Raw genomic sequence first — 16,435 nt, 5'->3', positions numbered from 1 at the left:
CTAGTGGATAAGGGAAAATTTCCGCATCATGCCCGTTTACTTCTATTGGGGGGAGGATCAATTCCGACTCGAGCAGGCCGTGAAAGACCTACGGCAACAAGTGGTCGATCCCCTGTGGGAGAGTTTTAACTTCGAGAAATTTGCTGGGGAGGATGCTGAGGCCGTTCAAGCCGCGTTGGCGCAGGTGATGACGCCGCCCTTTGGAGAAGGCGATCGCTTGGTGTGGCTAGTGAATACAACGCTAGGTCAACGCTGTAGTGCGGAACTACTCGCAGATTTAGAACTCACCTTGCCACAAATTCCCCCGAACTGTCATTTTCTTCTTACCAGTCGCCAAAAGCCCGACAGCCGCAGTAAAGCCGTCAAGCTGCTGCAACAGCATGGCACGATTCAGGAATTTAGTCCGATTGCCGCTTGGAAAACCGCTGAGATTGAACAGCAAATCCGTGAGGTAGCTCAACACTATCCAGTTCGCCTGCCCCCAGAAGGAATACAACTCCTTGCCGAAGCCGTGGGCAATGACAGTCGCCAACTCCACAATGAATTAGAAAAATTGGCCTTGTTTGCGGGCGATCGCCCCCTTACCGCTGAAGACATCACCACCCTTGTTCATGCCACCCAACAAAGTAGCCTCACCCTTGCCAGTACGCTGCTGCGGGGAGACACAGCCACTGCCCTGAGCCAACTGGAGGACTTGCTACTCCAAAATGAACCCCCCTTGCGCCTTTTGGCCACCCTGACGAAACAATTTCGCACCTGGTTGTGGGTCAAGTTGCTCAGCCATGAGCGCGACCATCAACGCATTGCCAAGCTCGCCGAAGTGGGAAATCCGAAACGGGTCTATTTCCTGCAAAAAGAAGTGAACGCTGTTGCTTTGCCGGCCCTTCAAGCCTGTTTGCAGATTCTCTTAACCACGGAGTATCAACTCAAGCTAGGGGCTGAGCCAGTGGCGACTCTACGCCAAGGGATGATTCAGCTTTCCTTGGCCTGCTCACGGCGTTCTTGGGGCGATCGCTCGGGCGGCGGTGACAATTGACTCGGCGGCAACCGCGAAGGTTTGCGACTGGGACGATTCCACGTTTGCCATGCGGCTTTTACCCCGGCAAAAACACTACGGGTGGTCACTTTCGCCTCTTGAACTTGGCGTTTTGCCGCTGCAATTCCTTGATCCACCTGCTTGACGACATTGCCTGCACTTTCTACCCCTTGGCTAATGTCGTCGGTGAGATCGCTAATCTCTAGACCCGTCAAGCGAATTGCTTCTAGGGTAGGGGGCAATTCACGCCCCAAGGTATCAAAGAGCTTTTCGGCACTGCGCGCCGCCCGTGCCAATTCCATAAACGCCGGAATCGCAGCAACCAGAACGGCTGCCAAGCATACGGCCACTAATACCAGTGACACCGCCAACCAAAAAATTGGTTCTGTCACGTTGGTTCGTCCACTGAATCCTGCGGGGGATGTGTCCCGATACTATCACGACTTTCCTAGGGACAACAGTTACGGGAGTGACGCCCAAGGCAAACGCCCACTTGAAAATTTAGGAAAGAGCCGTCACATTCATGGCCAAAACCAAGCGCAGCTAGCAAGTTTGCTACCAAAATTCGCCGCAGTGCTCCGTCTATACCGCAAAGCGGTTAGGTGGTGGTGAGGCGGCGGGCGACCGCAGGGAGCAGCCACTCAATCTCAGCTTGTTGCTGGATATATTGAGCTAGCACCGAACATCGGGCGTGACTAATCGCTATAATGCACTCATGCTCACCCTGACGTACGAGTACAAACTCAAACTAACCCAGCAGCAGGCCAAGCAGATCGACCACGATCTAGACGTGTGTCGCCAAGTTTGGAATGATCCGCTGAGGGAACGCAAAGACTGGATTGCTTCGCGCAAATGTCCAGTCAATGCCTGCTCTGTGCGTAGCGAGTACATCATCCCAGCGGATGCCCCTTACCCCAGCTTCAACGTGCAGTGCCAACGATTGACTGAAGCAAAGCAGTTCAACCCTGATTTAGCGTCGGTTAACGCCCAAGCATTGCAGCAAGTCTTGAAGCGGCTAGACCAAGCGTTTGAGCGGCGGCATTGGTGATGAGCTTACGGGAGATGCTGCAACGAACACATTTTGCGGCTGCTTTAGAAGTCCAACAAGTTCTCAGCCCTGCTCAGCGCCAACAACCGGCGGCTATGAATCGCCAACGCTTAGTGAATTTAAGAAATTATTTTCAACAGGGAGCAACACAACCCTAGTTCCTAATCTGTTGAATATTCTGTTGAATAGGTTGATTGTTGTACTGATTGTTTAGGACTATTTGCCGTGGGCACTGAATTCCATTCCCATTCTTCTCCTTCCCTGCATTCCCATCCCCATCATCACAGTGAGGAATCGCTGCGGGCGATCGTTAATCGGCTCTCGCGCATTGAAGGGCACGTGCGTGGTATCAAAACGATGGTGCAGGATAGTCGCCCTTGCCCAGAGGTACTGATTCAAATTGCCGCAGTGCGGGGAGCGTTGGATCGGGTGGCACGGCTGATTCTCGATGAGCATTTGAATGAATGTGTGACTCGTGCCGCTCAAGAGGGACGCATTGATCAGGAACTCGCAGAACTTAAAGCTGCCCTTGATCATTTTTTGGAATAATGATTTGGGATAGTGTAAGCGATGCCAATGCCTGTGGTTGTTGTCATCAATTGGGTACTGGGAATCATCCTCGCCATTTTTACCCTGATCTTTCTGGTGCGGATTGTCCTCACGTGGTACCCCCAGATTAACCTCACCCAAGGGCCATTGAAAGTGATTTACTGGCTTTCAGAGCCTGTGCTGGCACCAACTCGCCGCGTTGTGCCGCCCCTTGGGGGAGTGGATATTAGTCCCATTATCTGGGTGGGCATTGTCACGCTCCTACGGGAATTGCTCGTGGGGCAGCAGGGACTGTTGTTCATCCTGTTTCCACCGGTCTAGTGGGGACAACAACAATCCTCAGCCCGAAGCCATTTCTCAAGTGGGCGGGGGGCAAGTCGCAATTGTTGAGCCAAATGGCTCCCTATTTACCCCATCAATGTCGCTGTTATGCTGAGCCGTTTTGTGGCAGTGCAGCGCTCTACTGGTATCTCTTTGGCCAAGCCCAACAGGGGGAATTTCAGTTTCAGCAGGTGCGGTTGAGCGATCGCAACCCTGAACTAATGAACTGCTACCAAATTGTGCGCGATCGCGTGGAGGACTTAATTCAAGAACTCACGGCATATCGCCAACAGCACAGCGAAGCTTTTTACTACCACATTCGTAGCTTAGATCAGCAGCAACTTGATCCCCTCACGCGAGCAGCTCGCTTCATCTATCTGAACAAAACCTGTTTTAACGGCCTCTATCGTGTTAATCGTGCCGGGCAGTTCAACGTTCCCATGGGTCGTTATCGCAATCCCCAAATTTTTGATCCAGAGGCTCTGCGCCAAGCGAGCCTTGCTCTGCAAAAGGTGACATTGAGTGTGGCGGATTTTCAAGAGGTCTTAACTTGGGCAACGGCGGGGGATTTTATCTACTTTGATCCACCTTACTATCCTCTTTCTAAAACAGCCAGCTTCACCAGTTACACTGATCAGCCCTTTGGCGAGGCAGAACAGATTGCCCTGGCCAACGTTGTCGCTGAGTTGGCTCAACGGGGATGCTACGTCATGCTTAGCAATGCTTGGGTTGAACCCATGCTGCACCTGTATCGCTCTTGGCGCTGTATTGAACTCAAGGCCAGCCGTGTGATCAACTCCAATCGCCACAAACGCGGTAAGATTAGCGAGCTGCTGGTTGTCACCTATGGCTATTTCGAAAGGGAGTGAGATATTTTTAAGAGGGATAAGCTATACTCAAAAATTCATGAATATCACTCAAGAAGCCACGGAATGTTGTGCCTGTGTTTGCCCCCAAGGTCAATCCCATGGAGCAGCATGAGCATGGCAGTCGTTCGAGGCGCTGGAAGCCCTGCGTCAAAACCTGCAAGCTGTATTGTTACAACTGACGACGGCAGTGATTCGTTCTTTGACGGGCTGGTCATTCATTACACAGCCTTTATTAACCCTATCTTCAAATTGAATTGGTATTATAAAGCAAATATAAAAACAAAGATTAAAAACCATAATATTGAATCTCTTTATTTGATAAGATTAAAAAAATTATTAAAGTTTTTAAGCGTTAACCAATTTCTTGAATTCCAATTACTTAATAGCCTTCTTAATAACCCTGCGATTTGAAAAATGATCAAATAAAACATCAATGATCAAGAATAAAAATTTTACTGGTAATTCCCTAGGCGATTAAACTACGTTATAGTGGCAGTGCTATTTCGATATTTTCGATAGCAGTACCGCAGATAGGTTTTCAGGAGGTGTCCAATGCTCACGGAAACTCGTCCCCGTGATGTTCAAGTCGCAGAAATTGCGCCCGGGGTTTTGGTCTTGCGATCGCGCACTTGGGATCGGCTGAAGTTTGAAGTGGAGTACGGCCGTCAGCAGGGAACCACCTCCAATTCCTACCTGATCCGAGCACCCCAACCCGCCCTGCTGGATCCGCCAGGGGAATCCTTTACCCAAATTTATTTGCAGGAACTCCAGCAGCACATTGATCTGAGTCAACTGCGGTACCTGATTCTCAGTCATGTCAACTCCAACCGTCTGGCGACCGTCAAGGTTTTGCTGGAAAAAGCGCCCCAGATCATTATCGTCTGCTCTAAGGCAGGGGCAGTAACCTTGCGCTCCACCCTTGGCGAGCAATTGAATCTCTGGATTCCCCGTGCGGAAACACCCCTAGAGTTAGGGGGCGATCGCCAACTGGAGTTTATTGCTGCTGCTACGCCCCGCTGGCCCGATGGCTTGATTACCGTTGATCCTCAGAATCAAATTGTGTTTACCGATAAGCTCTTTGGTGCCCATGTCTGTGGCGATAGCCTCTACGATGAGCAGTGGAAAAAGCTCGATGCGGATCGTGCCTACTACTTTGAATGTTTGCATGCGGCGCAAACCCGCCAAGTGGAAAGCATTTTGGATCGCTTGGCAGAACTGACACCGCCACCGCGCCTCTATGCCCCCGCCCACGGCCCGATCGTCAAGTTTAGCCGTAGCCGCCTCTTTCAGGACTATCGCGACTGGTGCCAAGCCCAAACGGAACAGGACACCAAGGTGGCACTTTTCTATGCCTCTGCCTATGGCAATACAGCAATTCTAGCCAACGCGATCGCCCAAGGCTTAACCGCAGCCGGCGTTCAAGTGGAGGCCATTAACTGTGAAACCACACCCCCAGCAGAAATGCAAGCCCTGATCCACAGTAGCGATGGCTTTATTATTGGCTCGCCCACCCTAGGGGGACACATGCCGACACAGGTGCAGACCGCCTTGGGGTTTATTTTGGCGGAGGGCAGCAAAACCAAGCTGGCGGGGGTCTTTGGCTCCTACGGCTGGAGTGGTGAGGCCATTGATGACATTGAGCAAAAGTTGCTTGATGCTGGTTATACCCTTGGCTTTGAAACGCTGCGGGTGAAGTTTACTCCCACGGCGAGCGATCTTGAAAAATGCCAAATTGCTGCCAACGAGTTTGCCCAAGCCCTGAAGAAACTGCGCAAGAGTCGCACCGTCCGCCCCCCCAGTCTCGTCGAGGCACAGGTGGATCGCACCGAACAAGCCATGAACCGGGTCGTGGGTTCCCTGTGTGTTCTGACCACCCTACCGGAAGGGTGTTTTCACCTCACCCAAGCGGCAGCGATTTTGGTGTCGTCGGTCTCCCAAGCCTCGTTTAATCCCCCCGGTATCACAGTGTCCTTGCCGCAGGAATGGGCAGAAAGCCTCTGCTTGGTGGGCGATCGCTTTGTCTTGAATATTCTCAAGGAAGGCAGTCCCCTCGTTCGCCAATTTCAGCAGGCGCAACGCCTTGGTGAGCAACAATTAGCCACCCTTGGCCTCAAAAGCGCTGAGAGTGGTGCCCCCATTTTGCTCGATGCCCTTGCCTATTTGGAATGTACGGTAGAGTCCCGCATGAACTGTGGCAACCACTCGCTGATCTACGCCGTGGTCGAGAGTGGTGAGTTGCTGCAAAGCAGTGGCTTAACGGCCATTCAACATCGCAAAACCAGTGGTTAGTCCCGAGATCTAAAAGGTAGTTTCCGCCGTCAACTCAGCCGCTTGTTGCTGTGCTAGCTCCTCGGGATGGGTGAGCAGGTAGAGCATTGGCAGATCTTCTTCGCGAATATGGCGCACGACTAGGGCACCAATCGCCTCAATCGTCTCTGGCGTCAGCTTTTCAGGATGACCCTGCACCTCCTCAAGCACCCCACTCAAATCCCGTAGCAGATTTTGGTGAGCCGCACGGTGGGAGAGATAGAGGGGATGGTTGGCAGCAGCCATCAGAGTTTCTTCGTGCTGGAAGTGGCGTTCTGTTTCGCTGGCGCACTCTAGTAATTGCGGCTTCACTTGCGAAAAGGTTGCTCCCTCAGCGATCGCCGAGCGTAACTGCTGTAACATCGCCAGCAGTGCCTGATGTTCCTGATCGATTTCCGCCAAGCCAGAGACAAACGCCACTTGCCATGCCAGCCCATCCATCAATTAACCCTCCAGACTGCCACAGGGAAAAGACATTTTGACGTACTGTGTTCAGCCTAGCAGCCCCGCATCGCAGGAGGTGGGCACCGTTACAAAGTGTAGCGGACTGGTACCTTTGGGCTAAGAAGCCTTAACGGCCACCCAATACTTACTCATAAAGTGGTGCTGCACCTCTTTGACCACTAGGCCTGCTTTTTCTAAGCGGATGTTGAGATCATCTTCAATGTAGTTGCGGTAAAAGGGTTCGTGGAAAAGGTTGGCAAAGTTTTCCATCATCGGGCGCTGCTCTGGGGAATCCAGGGCTTGAATCGAGTCACAGATGACAAAGACACCCCCCGGCTGGAGAACGCGGGCGCATTCATTGATCACGTTTTGGCGCACTGGGGCGGGCAGTTCATGGAAGAGAAAGACACAGGTGATGGCACTAAAGTAGTTGTCCACGTAGGGTAGGGTCTCGGCATTCCCTTGAATGAGTTGTGGCAAATCCCCGGTCTGGGTAGCAAGAAGTGAGTTGGCCTTGCGCAAATAGGTGGGCGATAGATCAATGCCAAAGAGTGCTGCCGCCGGGAAGCCATAGCGCAGTTGTTTTAGGGTGCGACCAGTGCCACAGGCAACATCGAGAATGCGTACAGGTGGCGTAGGAGGATGAGTGGCGAAATGTTGGGCAATGGGAGCAATCACGCGCCGCCGCATCGCATCTGCCGTACCGCCAAAGAGCAGTTCCACTTGAACATCGTAGAGGTTGGCCGAGGTCTCACTGAGGTAGCCGTCGGTTTGGTAGTGGAAGTTTTGGCGATAATACTGCGGATAGTCTTCAAGGCGCACGTCTTTAGCAAATTCCTGAAATTGGCGCGATCGCGCCCGCTGCCACATTTGCAGTAAGTCAAGGCAGAGCACAGGATAAAAGCGCAAGAATTCTTCCCAAGGCGCATCAAACAGCAGGGTAGGGGGGTAGAAGCCCGCGGCAGCGTCTTGCCAATCTTGCTCCAGTAGGGCGTCGTAGCGTTCTTTTAGCCAAGCTTGTAACTCAGGGCTCAGGGGTTGCGTCCGCGGTTCGGTGGGAAAAACGGTATTTAGAAGACGGCTACTCAGGGTTTTGTGGGCAATGGCAAAGACATTTTTCCCCCATTGCAGGGCTTGGTAGGCACGATGAAGCGTCTCTTCCACAAGCGGCAACTGCGAGGTAAAGGGCGCAACCAGCATAGTTCTTAACTAAACTTCATAATTTCCATTCCTCAACTATATCGCAAACCCTAGGGGCAGTAGCCGTGCTCGCGGTACCAAGTCACGGCGTCTCGGAGCGCCTCCTCAATCGGCGTCTGGGGCAGTCCCAATTCGGCCACGGCTTTGCGGGCATCGTAAAACATTTTTTGCTGTGCCATGCGCACTCCGTCAACGGGGATGGTTGGTTGTTTTCCCAAAGCCCCCAGCACCACTTCATCGAACCAGGCTACTACGAGGGGAATCACCACAGGAATTTCGCCAAGGGGACGCGGCAATCCAGTCATCGTGGCTAGGCGTCCTAGAATTTCTGCCAGTGTGAGGTTGTGGTGGCCAAGGATGTAGCGTTCACCGGTTTTGCCCTTTTCCAAGGCTAAGAGATGACCGATCGCCACATCCCGCACATGGATCAGGTTCAACCCCGTGTTGACATAAAAGGGCATCTGTCGCCGCAAAAAACGCAGGATCATCTCGCCAGTGGGGGTGGGCTTCGCATCCCAAGGGCCAATGGGGGTACTGGGATTGACAATGACAATATCTTGCCCTTGGCGGATCGCCTCGTGAGCCACCTGCTCTGCCCAGTACTTGGAGCGCTTGTACTCGCTAATCAGCTTTTCAGGGGGGCTTTGATAGGCTTCGGTGGTGGGTTGGCCACTGGGATCCACACCAATGGCGGCCACGGAACTGGTGTAAACGGTGCGCTCAATGCCAGCCTCACGGGCAGCAGCTAAGATGCGACGGGTGCCCTCTACATTGACGGCATAGAGGAGGGGGCGATCGCGCCGCCACAGACTGTAATGGGCGGCAACATGGAAGAGCACTTGGCACCCTTGCATCAAGGGCACTAAGTCACTGGTGCGGAGATCCCCCTGCACCAACGCCACATCCCACGCCCTGAGATGGGCAGCCTGCTGCGGTTGGCGCACAAGGGCACGGACACGATACCCCCTCTCGGCAAGGACTTGTGCCACATGGGTACCGACAAAGCCACTGGCACCCGTGAGAAAGGCGGTGGTGCTCAATCTTCCTCGGCCTCCATGCTACCGGGGGGCAAGACGGCTGCCGTGACAATCACATCATCCTCATCTAGGCGTTGCAGACGGACGCCCGTGGCCGATCGCGACTGCGAGGAAATATCCATCACCTTTTGGCGAATAATGATGCCGCGACTGGTGACAATCATCAATTCATCCTCGGCATTGACAATCCGCAGAGCCGCCAGTTGATCCTCGTTACTTTTGGCTTTGAATTTGGTGGCGGTAATGCCCATGCCGGCGCGGTTTTGCAGCCGAAACTGTTGCACGGGTACCCGCTTGCCGTAGCCATTGGTGGTGATGACCAGTACCCAAGGGCCTTCACTGTGCGCCACCGTCTCCTCAGCGTCTTCCATCTCGGCACTGTCATCCTCCGGGGGGGTAGCAAAACGGTTGGCGATCGCCGCCGGCAGAATATCCATCCCCACTAGTTCATCCCCCGGCCGCAGGCTCATGGATTTGACCCCCCGCGTGGCACGGCCAAGGGGGCGCAGTTGATCGTGACTGGCGCGAAAATGAATGGCCATGCCCTGCCGCGAGCCGATGATAATGGTGTCCTCTTCGCGGGTACGCCGCACCCACCGCAGTTGATCCCCCTCTTCAAGGGAAATGGCAATCAGGCCATTGGTGCGGATATTACTAAAGGCCGCTAGTGCCGTTTTCTTAATGAAGCCCTTGCGGGTGAGCATCACCAGATACTCATCTTCACTAAACTCTTGGACGGCAATGACGGAGGTAATTTTTTCCTCGCGGGGAATGGGCAGCAGTTGGACAATGGGGGTGCCGCGGGCTTGGCGCGAGCCACTGGGAATTTGGTAGGCGGGCAAGGCATAGACTAAACCGCGATCGCTAAAGAAAAGAATGCGATCGTGATCATTACAGCTAAAGAAGTGCTCAACGGCATCATCCTCTTTAATCTCTGCCCCTTTGCGTCCCCGCCCATCGCGACTTTGGGCTTCAAAGGTATCCACGGGCATCCGCTTGATGTAGCCCTGCTGGGTAACGAGAATGACGGATTTATCGTTGGCAATTAAATCGGTGTCGCTAATCTCGCCATCCGCTTGCACAATCAGCGATCGGCGGGGCGTGGCAAACTTGGCCTTGAGGTCGGTGACTTCTTTTTCAATAATCTCCAGTACCCGCTGGCGATTGGCCAAAATATCGCGATAATCGGCTATTTGCCGCTGAAGGTCTGCGTGCTCCCGCTCAATTTTTTCCGCCTCTAAGGCCGTGAGGCGCCGCAGTTGCATCTGCAAAATGGCATCGGCTTGGGCTTCACTGAGGGCATAGGTTTGCATCAATTGCTGACGAGCAAGGGTCGTGTCACTCGCACTGCGAATGAGTTGAATCACGGCATCGAGATTGGCCAGCGCCACCAGCAACCCTTGGAGCAGGTGATCCCGTTCTTCAGCCTTGCGCAGGGCATAGCGGGTACGGCGGGCGATCGCCGCTTCACGGAAACTAAGGAACACCTCTAAACTGCGTTTGAGGGTCAGCAATTGCGGCTCGCCGTTGACGATCGCCAGCATATTGGCACCAAAATTCACCTGTAGGGGGGTTTGCTTGTAGAGATTGTTGAGTACCACCCGTGGGTAGGCATCCCGCTTTAGCTCAATCACCACCCGAATGCCATCGCGATCGCTTTCGTCCCGCAGATCGGCAATGCCCTCAATTTTTTTCTCGTTGACCAACTCGGCAATTTTTTCCATCAGCGCTGCCTTGTTGGTTTGGTAGGGCAACTCCGTCACGATAATCGCCTCGCGGGGTTGGCGACCCGGTGCTTCAAGGGTTTCAATCGTGGCCACTGCCCGCAGCGTCATCGAGCCGCGACCGGTGGTATAGGCCTCTTCAATGCCCCCTTGGCCGAGGATATGCCCCCCAGTGGGAAAATCTGGCCCCGGAATGTAGCGCATTAGCTCGCGATCGCTAATCTGGGGGTTATGAATTAAGGCCACCAGCCCATCCACCAGTTCTCCCAAATTATGGGGTGGGATATTCGTCGCCATCCCCACGGCAATGCCGGAGGTGCCATTGAGCAGCAACTGGGGAATCCGCGCCGGTAAAACTAGGGGTTCCTGCTGCGAGCCGTCAAAGTTATCAACAAAGTCAACGGTTTCCTGCTCGATGTCCTGCAAGAGGGCTTCTGTGGCTAGGGCTTGCAGCCGACACTCGGTGTAGCGCATCGCGGCCGGCGGATCATTGTCAATCGAGCCAAAGTTGCCATGGCCATCAATGAGGGGGTGACGCATAGAAAAGTCCTGCGCCATCCGCACGAGGGCATCATAGACCGCTGAATCGCCGTGGGGGTGATATTTCCCTAGCACTTCCCCCACCACACGGGCACATTTGCGGAAGGGGCGATCGCTGGTCAGCCCCAACTCATGCATGGCATAAAGGATGCGGCGGTGTACGGGTTTGAGACCATCGCGGGCATCGGGAAGGGCACGCCCAACAATGACGCTCATGGCATATTCAAGGTATGAGCGCGAAATTTCGTCCCGCAACTCAGTGGGAATGATCCGAGAAGAATCAGCAGCAAAGCTCATGGGCGTGTTTTACCAAGCAATTAATCGGGAAGCCTTGTTGTTCAGTTGGAAAATTTAATGATATCACGCCAGCCTGAACGCCAACCTTAACCCCTCTCTGCTGCGGCGTTCTAGCCCTCAAGTCAGCCTCAGCGATCGCTGGTTTGCCGGCTCCTATGGCCAAACCTTAACAATCTCTTGCTTTGGCGTTTCTGGATCCAAGCGAAGCCCCTATAATAGCGAAAGACCCTATACGTTGCTCCATCACCAGCACTCTCTAATCTCTGTATACTGTCGCCTTGGCTCCTCCCTTCGAGTCGTGGCGTTTTTCAGTCCCTAGAGCTGGTTGCTGTTGTCAAGACAACGTTAGACCCCTCAGTCGATTGAACGCTTTCAGACCCATGCAACAATCTGCCTTTTCTTCCCCCGTGCATCAAGTTGGTTACCATGGACAGCCTTGGCTTGTGGCCGAGCGAGATGCCTGTGGTGTGGGTTTTGTTGCCCATCGCAAGGGGATAGCTAGTCATCGCATCTTGACCCAAGCCCTTGAGGGATTGACCTGCCTTGAACACCGCGGGGGCTGTAGTGCCGATCGCGACTCTGGGGATGGGGCTGGCATCATGACGGCGATTCCGTGGGAGTTGTTGCCGGAGTTTGGCATTCCCCGCCAGCGGATTGGGGTGGCGATGATCTTTTTGCCCCAAGGGGCGGCAACGGCAGCGGCAAAGGGGATTGTGGAACGGGTGCTCAGTGAAAATGAACTGCGCCTGTTGGGCTGGCGAGCAGTGCCCGTGAATCCCAGTGTTTTAGGGCGCCAAGCAAGGCAAAATCAGCCCCAAATTGAACAGCTCTTTGTGGCTTCCAGTAAAGCCAGTGGTGATGAACTGGAGCGGCAGCTCTACTTAGCGCGCAAGCGCATTGAGCGGGCGATCGCCCAAATCAAGGCGGACTGGCGACAGGACTTCTATATCTGTTCCTTTTCCACCCGCACCATTGTCTATAAGGGCATGGTGCGCTCGGCAGTACTGGCCCAGTTTTATGAGGATTTGCGCAACCCCAACTACATCACCCCCTTTGCCCTTTATCACCGCCGCTTTAGCACCAACACCATGCCTAAGTGGCCCTTGGCGCAACCGATGCGGATGCTGGGACACAACGGCGAAATCAATACCCTCTTGGGGAATATCAACTGGATGCGGGCACGAGCCGCCCAACTGAGCCATCCCTATTGGGGCGAAGCCTTTGCGGATCTCATGCCCATTGTCAATGCCGAAAATAGTGACTCCGCCAACCTCGACAATGTGCTGGAATTGCTGGTGCAATCGGGACGGCAGCCCCTGCAGGCAATGATGATGCTGATTCCCGAGGCCTACCAAAACCAGCCCGATTTGGCGGATCACCCCGAGGTGGTGGACTTTTACGAATACTACAGTGGCCTTCAAGAGGCGTGGGATGGTCCAGCACTAGTGGCCTTTGCTGATGGCAAAATTGTCGGCGCCACCCTTGATCGCAATGGCCTGCGACCTGCACGCTACACCCTCACTAATGACGATCTGGTGATTGTCTCTTCCGAGGCGGGCAGCATTCAAATTGATGAAGCAACGGTGATTGAAAAAGGCCGCCTTGGCCCTGGGCAGATGATTGCCGTTGACTTAGAACACCAAGAGCTGCTCACCAACTGGGAAATCAAACAGCGGGTGGCACAGCAGCAACCCTACGGCGAATGGCTGAAAACCTATCGCCAAGAACTTGCCCCTCAACCCTATGGCGAAACCCCCACCCTCGAAAGCCAAACCTGCCTACAACAGCAAATGGCCTTTGGCTTCAGCGCCGAAGATGTGGAAATGATCATTGAGGTCATGGCCAAGGATGGCAAGGAACCCACCTTCTGCATGGGGGATGACATTCCCTTGGCGGTGCTGTCGCAACAACCCCACCTACTCTACGACTACTTCAAGCAGCGCTTTGCCCAGGTCACCAATCCGGCCATTGATCCGCTGCGGGAAAAACTGGTGATGTCCTTGGTGACTCGCCTTGGTGCGCGGGGGAATTTGCTCGTTGAAAGCCCAGAAGATGCCCGCCTGCTGCAACTCAATTCTCCCCTCATTAATGAAGCAGAGCTAGAGGAAATTCTCAAGGCTCCCTTTGGTACCACTCGGCTCTCGACACAGTTTGCGATCGCCCAAGGGCCTGCGGGGCTTGAGGCCGCTGTAAATCGGCTCTGTGAACAGGCCGCTGCCGCCGTCAAAGGAGGCGCCGAAATCCTTGTGCTCAGCGATCGCCACAACCTTGCTGGCGAACCCCATCTTTTGGATGCCGACACGTCCTATATCCCACCCCTATTGGCGGTGGGGGCAGTGCACCACCATTTGATTACCCAAGGCATTCGCCGTCGCGTCTCCCTTGTCGTGGAAACAGCCCAATGCTGGAGTACCCATCACTTTGCCTGCCTGATTGGCTATGGCGCCGGAGCAGTGTGTCCCTACTTGACATGGGAAACAATTCGCCAGTGGTGGCATAGCGATCGCACCCAAAACCTGATGGCCAAGGGCAAACTGCCGCAACTGACACTGCAACAGGTGCAGGCCAACTATCGCAAAGCCGTGGAGGAGGGACTCCTAAAAATCCTCTCCAAGATGGGGATTTCTCTGATTGCTAGCTATCGCGGTGCCCAAATTTTTGAGGCCATTGGTATTGGTGATGACCTGCTCAACAAGGCCTTCATTGGCACTACGTCGCGGGTGGGGGGTCTGACGCTTCAAGACTTGGCTCAAGAAACCATTGCTTTTCACCACAAGGCCTTCCCCGAACTCACCGCCAAGAAACTGGAGAACTTTGGCTTTGTCCAATTCCGTCCCGGTGGCGAGTACCACATGAATAATCCGGAGATGGCCAAGGCACTCCACAAAGCCGTGAGCAGCAATAGCTATGACCATTACGAGGTCTATCGCCGTCAACTCACCGGTCGGGTACCCACAGCCTTGCGGGATCTGCTGGACTTCCAGAGCGATCGCCCCAGTATTCCCCTCGAAGAGGTTGAACCCGCCAGTGAAATTGTCAAACGCTTCTGCACAGGGGGGATGTCCTTGGGTGCCCTCTCGCGGGAAGCCCATGAGGTGCTGGCGATCGCTATGAACCGCCTTGGCGGTAAATCCAACTCTGGCGAGGGGGGCGAAGATCCGATTCGCTTCCAAGTGCTGACGGATGTGGATGGTGAGGGGCACTCTCCCCAATTTCCCCATCTGCGGGGCTTGCGCAACGGTGATACCGCCAGTTCCGCCATTAAACAGGTGGCCTCTGGGCGCTTTGGCGTTACTCCAGAGTACCTGATCAATGCCCAGCAAATTGAAATCAAGATTGCCCAGGGCGCGAAACCGGGGGAAGGCGGTCAACTGCCGGGCACGAAAGTCAGCCCCTACATTGCTATGCTGCGGCGATCAAAGCCGGGCGTGTCCTTAATTTCGCCGCCGCCCCACCATGACATTTACTCCATTGAGGATTTGGCGCAACTGATCTTTGATCTGCACCAGATCAATCCCCAAGCGCAAGTCTCCGTGAAACTAGTGGCCGAAATTGGTATTGGTACGATTGCTGCTGGGGTGGCAAAAGCCAACGCCGACGTGATTCAAATTTCCGGTCACGATGGTGGCACCGGTGCTTCGCCCCTGAGTTCGATTAAGCATGCTGGCAGTCCGTGGGAATTGGGGCTGACGGAGGTGCACCGCGTTCTTTTGGAAAATCAACTGCGCGATCGCGTGATTCTGCGGGTGGATGGTGGCCTCAAGTGTGGCTGGGATGTGGTCATGGGGGCTCTGATGGGTGCCGAGGAATTTGGCTTTGGCTCGGTGGCAATGATTGCCGAGGGCTGCATCATGGCGCGGATTTGCCACACCAATAACTGTCCCGTGGGCGTGGCCACCCAAAAAGAAGAACTGCGCCAGCGCTTCCCCGGTATGCCTGAGCATGTGGTGAACTTCTTCCTCTTTATTGCCGAAGAGGTGCGCTCAATTCTGGCTCAACTGGGCTACCGCAGCCTGAACGAGATCATTGGCCGGGCGGATTTGCTGGTACCGCGCCAAGATGTTACCCTTGCAAAAACTGCACCCCTAAATCTGGATTGCTTGACGAAGCTGCCCGACACGCGGCACGATCGCCAGTGGTTGCAGCACGAAACAGTGCACAGTAACGGTGCCGTTCTCGATGATGAAATTTTGGCACGCCCAGAGGTGCAAGCCGCCATTGAGAAGCAGCAAACCGTTGAATTAGAGCTGCCCATTGTCAACACCGATCGCACTGTCGGGGCACGCATCGCGGGTGCCATTGCCAAAAAGTATGGCAACACGGGTTTTGAAGGTCAGATTACCCTCCACTTCCGAGGCAGCGCTGGCCAGAGCTTTGGCGCCTTCAATCTGCCGGGGATGATCCTCAACCTCACCGGCGAAGCCAATGACTATGTCGGCAAAGGGATGCATGGGGGTGAAATCATTATCAAGCCGCCGGCCAATGCTCCCTATGCGGCTGCGGAGAATGTGATTATTGGCAACACCTGTCTCTACGGCGCCACGGGGGGGTTTCTCTTTGCCAATGGCCGCGCCGGTGAACGATTTGCTGTCCGCAACTCCAAAGCCTCTGCCGTTGTCGAGGGCACAGGGGATCACTGCTGCGAATACATGACCGGTGGGGTGGTCGTGGTCTTGGGCACTACGGGTCGCAATGTGGGTGCCGGTATGACCGGTGGCTTGGCCTACATCTTGGATGAAGCGGGTAACTTCCCCGCCAAGGTCAACCCCGAAGTTGTCAAACTCCAGCGGGTCACCTCTGCCATTGGTGCCGCCCAACTCAAACAACTGATTACTGCCCACCACGAGCGCACGGGGAGTGCCAAGGCCGCAATGATTCTGGAGCAGTGGGAGCACTATTTACCCCTCTTCTGGCAGGTGGTGCCGCCTTCGGAAGCCAATACCCCGGAAGTGGTGGGTGAAGTGGCCACTGACAGCGACAGCAAAGTACTCAGTCCCCTTTCCTAGAGGATTGGTCTTTTTAGGCAGCCTAAAATTAAGGGGAAAGCCTAGGGAGGTCGAGGC

At 54.4% G+C, this 16,435-nt stretch carries 13 protein-coding genes and 1 pseudogene; 9 read left to right on the top strand and 5 right to left on the bottom strand.

Annotation, left to right across the window (positions count from 1 at the left end; all coding sequences use genetic code 11):
* Nucleotides 1–28: 28 nt before the first annotated feature.
* Entirely contained in the window at nt 29–1,036 is a 1,008-nt protein-coding gene (gene holA, locus RHI63_RS02625; RefSeq protein WP_310821796.1) for a DNA polymerase III subunit delta, read from the top strand.
* Here holA and RHI63_RS02620 read toward each other — a convergent pair.
* Nucleotides 973–1,428: a hypothetical protein gene (locus tag RHI63_RS02620; RefSeq protein WP_206200953.1), complete on the bottom strand. Its 456-nt coding sequence runs from the start codon at nt 1,426–1,428 to the stop codon at nt 973–975. The genes holA and RHI63_RS02620 overlap by 64 nt on opposite strands.
* 323 nt (nt 1,429–1,751) lie before the next feature.
* Here RHI63_RS02620 and RHI63_RS02615 point away from each other — a divergent pair.
* The 7 genes and pseudogenes from RHI63_RS02615 to RHI63_RS02585 form a co-directional block, all read left to right on the top strand.
* Nucleotides 1,752–2,069, top strand: a pseudogene (locus RHI63_RS02615) (helix-turn-helix domain-containing protein); the annotation flags it as partial.
* Between the two features lie 29 nt (nt 2,070–2,098).
* Nucleotides 2,099–2,242, top strand: a complete 144-nt coding sequence (locus RHI63_RS02610; protein ID WP_206200952.1) for a hypothetical protein — start codon at nt 2,099–2,101, stop codon at nt 2,240–2,242.
* Between the two features lie 67 nt (nt 2,243–2,309).
* Entirely contained in the window at nt 2,310–2,633 is a 324-nt protein-coding gene (locus RHI63_RS02605; protein ID WP_310821794.1) for a metal-sensing transcriptional repressor, read from the top strand.
* 27 nt (nt 2,634–2,660) lie between these two features.
* A complete protein-coding gene (locus RHI63_RS02600; RefSeq protein WP_206201587.1) occupies nt 2,661–2,954 on the top strand; it encodes a YggT family protein in 294 nt (97 codons plus the stop codon).
* Nucleotides 2,954–3,823, top strand: a complete 870-nt coding sequence (locus RHI63_RS02595; protein ID WP_206200950.1) for a DNA adenine methylase — start codon at nt 2,954–2,956, stop codon at nt 3,821–3,823. The genes RHI63_RS02600 and RHI63_RS02595 overlap by 1 nt, the downstream gene beginning before the upstream one ends.
* A 114-nt stretch (nt 3,824–3,937) precedes the next feature.
* Entirely contained in the window at nt 3,938–4,234 is a 297-nt protein-coding gene (locus RHI63_RS02590) for a hypothetical protein (protein WP_206200949.1), read from the top strand.
* Between the two features lie 141 nt (nt 4,235–4,375).
* The gene (locus RHI63_RS02585) at nt 4,376–6,112 is read left to right on the top strand and encodes a diflavin flavoprotein (RefSeq protein WP_310821793.1); all 1,737 of its coding nucleotides are present in this window, start codon (nt 4,376–4,378) and stop codon (nt 6,110–6,112) included.
* A 9-nt stretch (nt 6,113–6,121) separates the two neighbouring features.
* On the opposite strand, the gene RHI63_RS02580 is transcribed toward RHI63_RS02585, so the two are convergent.
* The 4 genes from RHI63_RS02580 to gyrA form a co-directional block, all read right to left on the bottom strand.
* On the bottom strand, nt 6,122–6,571 hold the full coding sequence (locus tag RHI63_RS02580) for a hemerythrin family protein (RefSeq protein WP_310821792.1): 450 nt from the start codon (nt 6,569–6,571) through the stop codon (nt 6,122–6,124).
* Nucleotides 6,572–6,691: 120 nt separating this feature from the next.
* Entirely contained in the window at nt 6,692–7,774 is a 1,083-nt protein-coding gene (locus RHI63_RS02575) for a class I SAM-dependent methyltransferase (protein WP_310821790.1), read from the bottom strand.
* 50 nt (nt 7,775–7,824) lie between these two features.
* Entirely contained in the window at nt 7,825–8,814 is a 990-nt protein-coding gene (gene hpnA, locus RHI63_RS02570) for a hopanoid-associated sugar epimerase (RefSeq protein WP_310801408.1), read from the bottom strand.
* A complete protein-coding gene (gene gyrA, locus RHI63_RS02565) occupies nt 8,811–11,372 on the bottom strand; it encodes a DNA gyrase subunit A (protein ID WP_225901627.1) in 2,562 nt (853 codons plus the stop codon). The genes hpnA and gyrA overlap by 4 nt, the downstream gene beginning before the upstream one ends.
* Before the next feature lie 380 nt (nt 11,373–11,752).
* Between gyrA and gltB the strand changes: the two genes are divergently transcribed.
* The gene (gltB, locus tag RHI63_RS02560; protein ID WP_310821789.1) at nt 11,753–16,378 is read left to right on the top strand and encodes a glutamate synthase large subunit; all 4,626 of its coding nucleotides are present in this window, start codon (nt 11,753–11,755) and stop codon (nt 16,376–16,378) included.
* The last annotated feature ends 57 nt before the right edge of the window (nt 16,379–16,435 follow it).

This window comes from Thermosynechococcus sp. GLH187 (assembly GCF_031583395.1).
GTDB lineage: Bacteria > Cyanobacteriota > Cyanobacteriia > Thermosynechococcales > Thermosynechococcaceae > Thermosynechococcus.
Note: the sequence above shows the minus strand (reverse complement) of the source record. Positions and strands in the feature narration are given on the sequence as shown.

Bases quoted from the DNA above. Each gene is read 5' to 3' on its own strand.
- holA (WP_310821796.1), top strand. From the start codon at position 29: ATGCCCGTTTACTTCTATTGGGGGGAGGATCAATTCCGACTCGAGCAG.
- RHI63_RS02610 (WP_206200952.1), top strand. From the start codon at position 2,099: ATGCTGCAACGAACACATTTTGCGGCTGCTTTAGAAGTCCAACAAGTT.
- RHI63_RS02600 (WP_206201587.1), top strand. From the start codon at position 2,661: ATGCCTGTGGTTGTTGTCATCAATTGGGTACTGGGAATCATCCTCGCC.
- RHI63_RS02590 (WP_206200949.1), top strand. From the start codon at position 3,938: ATGGCAGTCGTTCGAGGCGCTGGAAGCCCTGCGTCAAAACCTGCAAGC.
- RHI63_RS02585 (WP_310821793.1), top strand. From the start codon at position 4,376: ATGCTCACGGAAACTCGTCCCCGTGATGTTCAAGTCGCAGAAATTGCG.
- RHI63_RS02580 (WP_310821792.1), bottom strand. From the start codon at position 6,571: ATGGATGGGCTGGCATGGCAAGTGGCGTTTGTCTCTGGCTTGGCGGAA.
- RHI63_RS02575 (WP_310821790.1), bottom strand. From the start codon at position 7,774: ATGCTGGTTGCGCCCTTTACCTCGCAGTTGCCGCTTGTGGAAGAGACG.
- gyrA (WP_225901627.1), bottom strand. From the start codon at position 11,372: ATGAGCTTTGCTGCTGATTCTTCTCGGATCATTCCCACTGAGTTGCGG.
- gltB (WP_310821789.1), top strand. From the start codon at position 11,753: ATGCAACAATCTGCCTTTTCTTCCCCCGTGCATCAAGTTGGTTACCAT.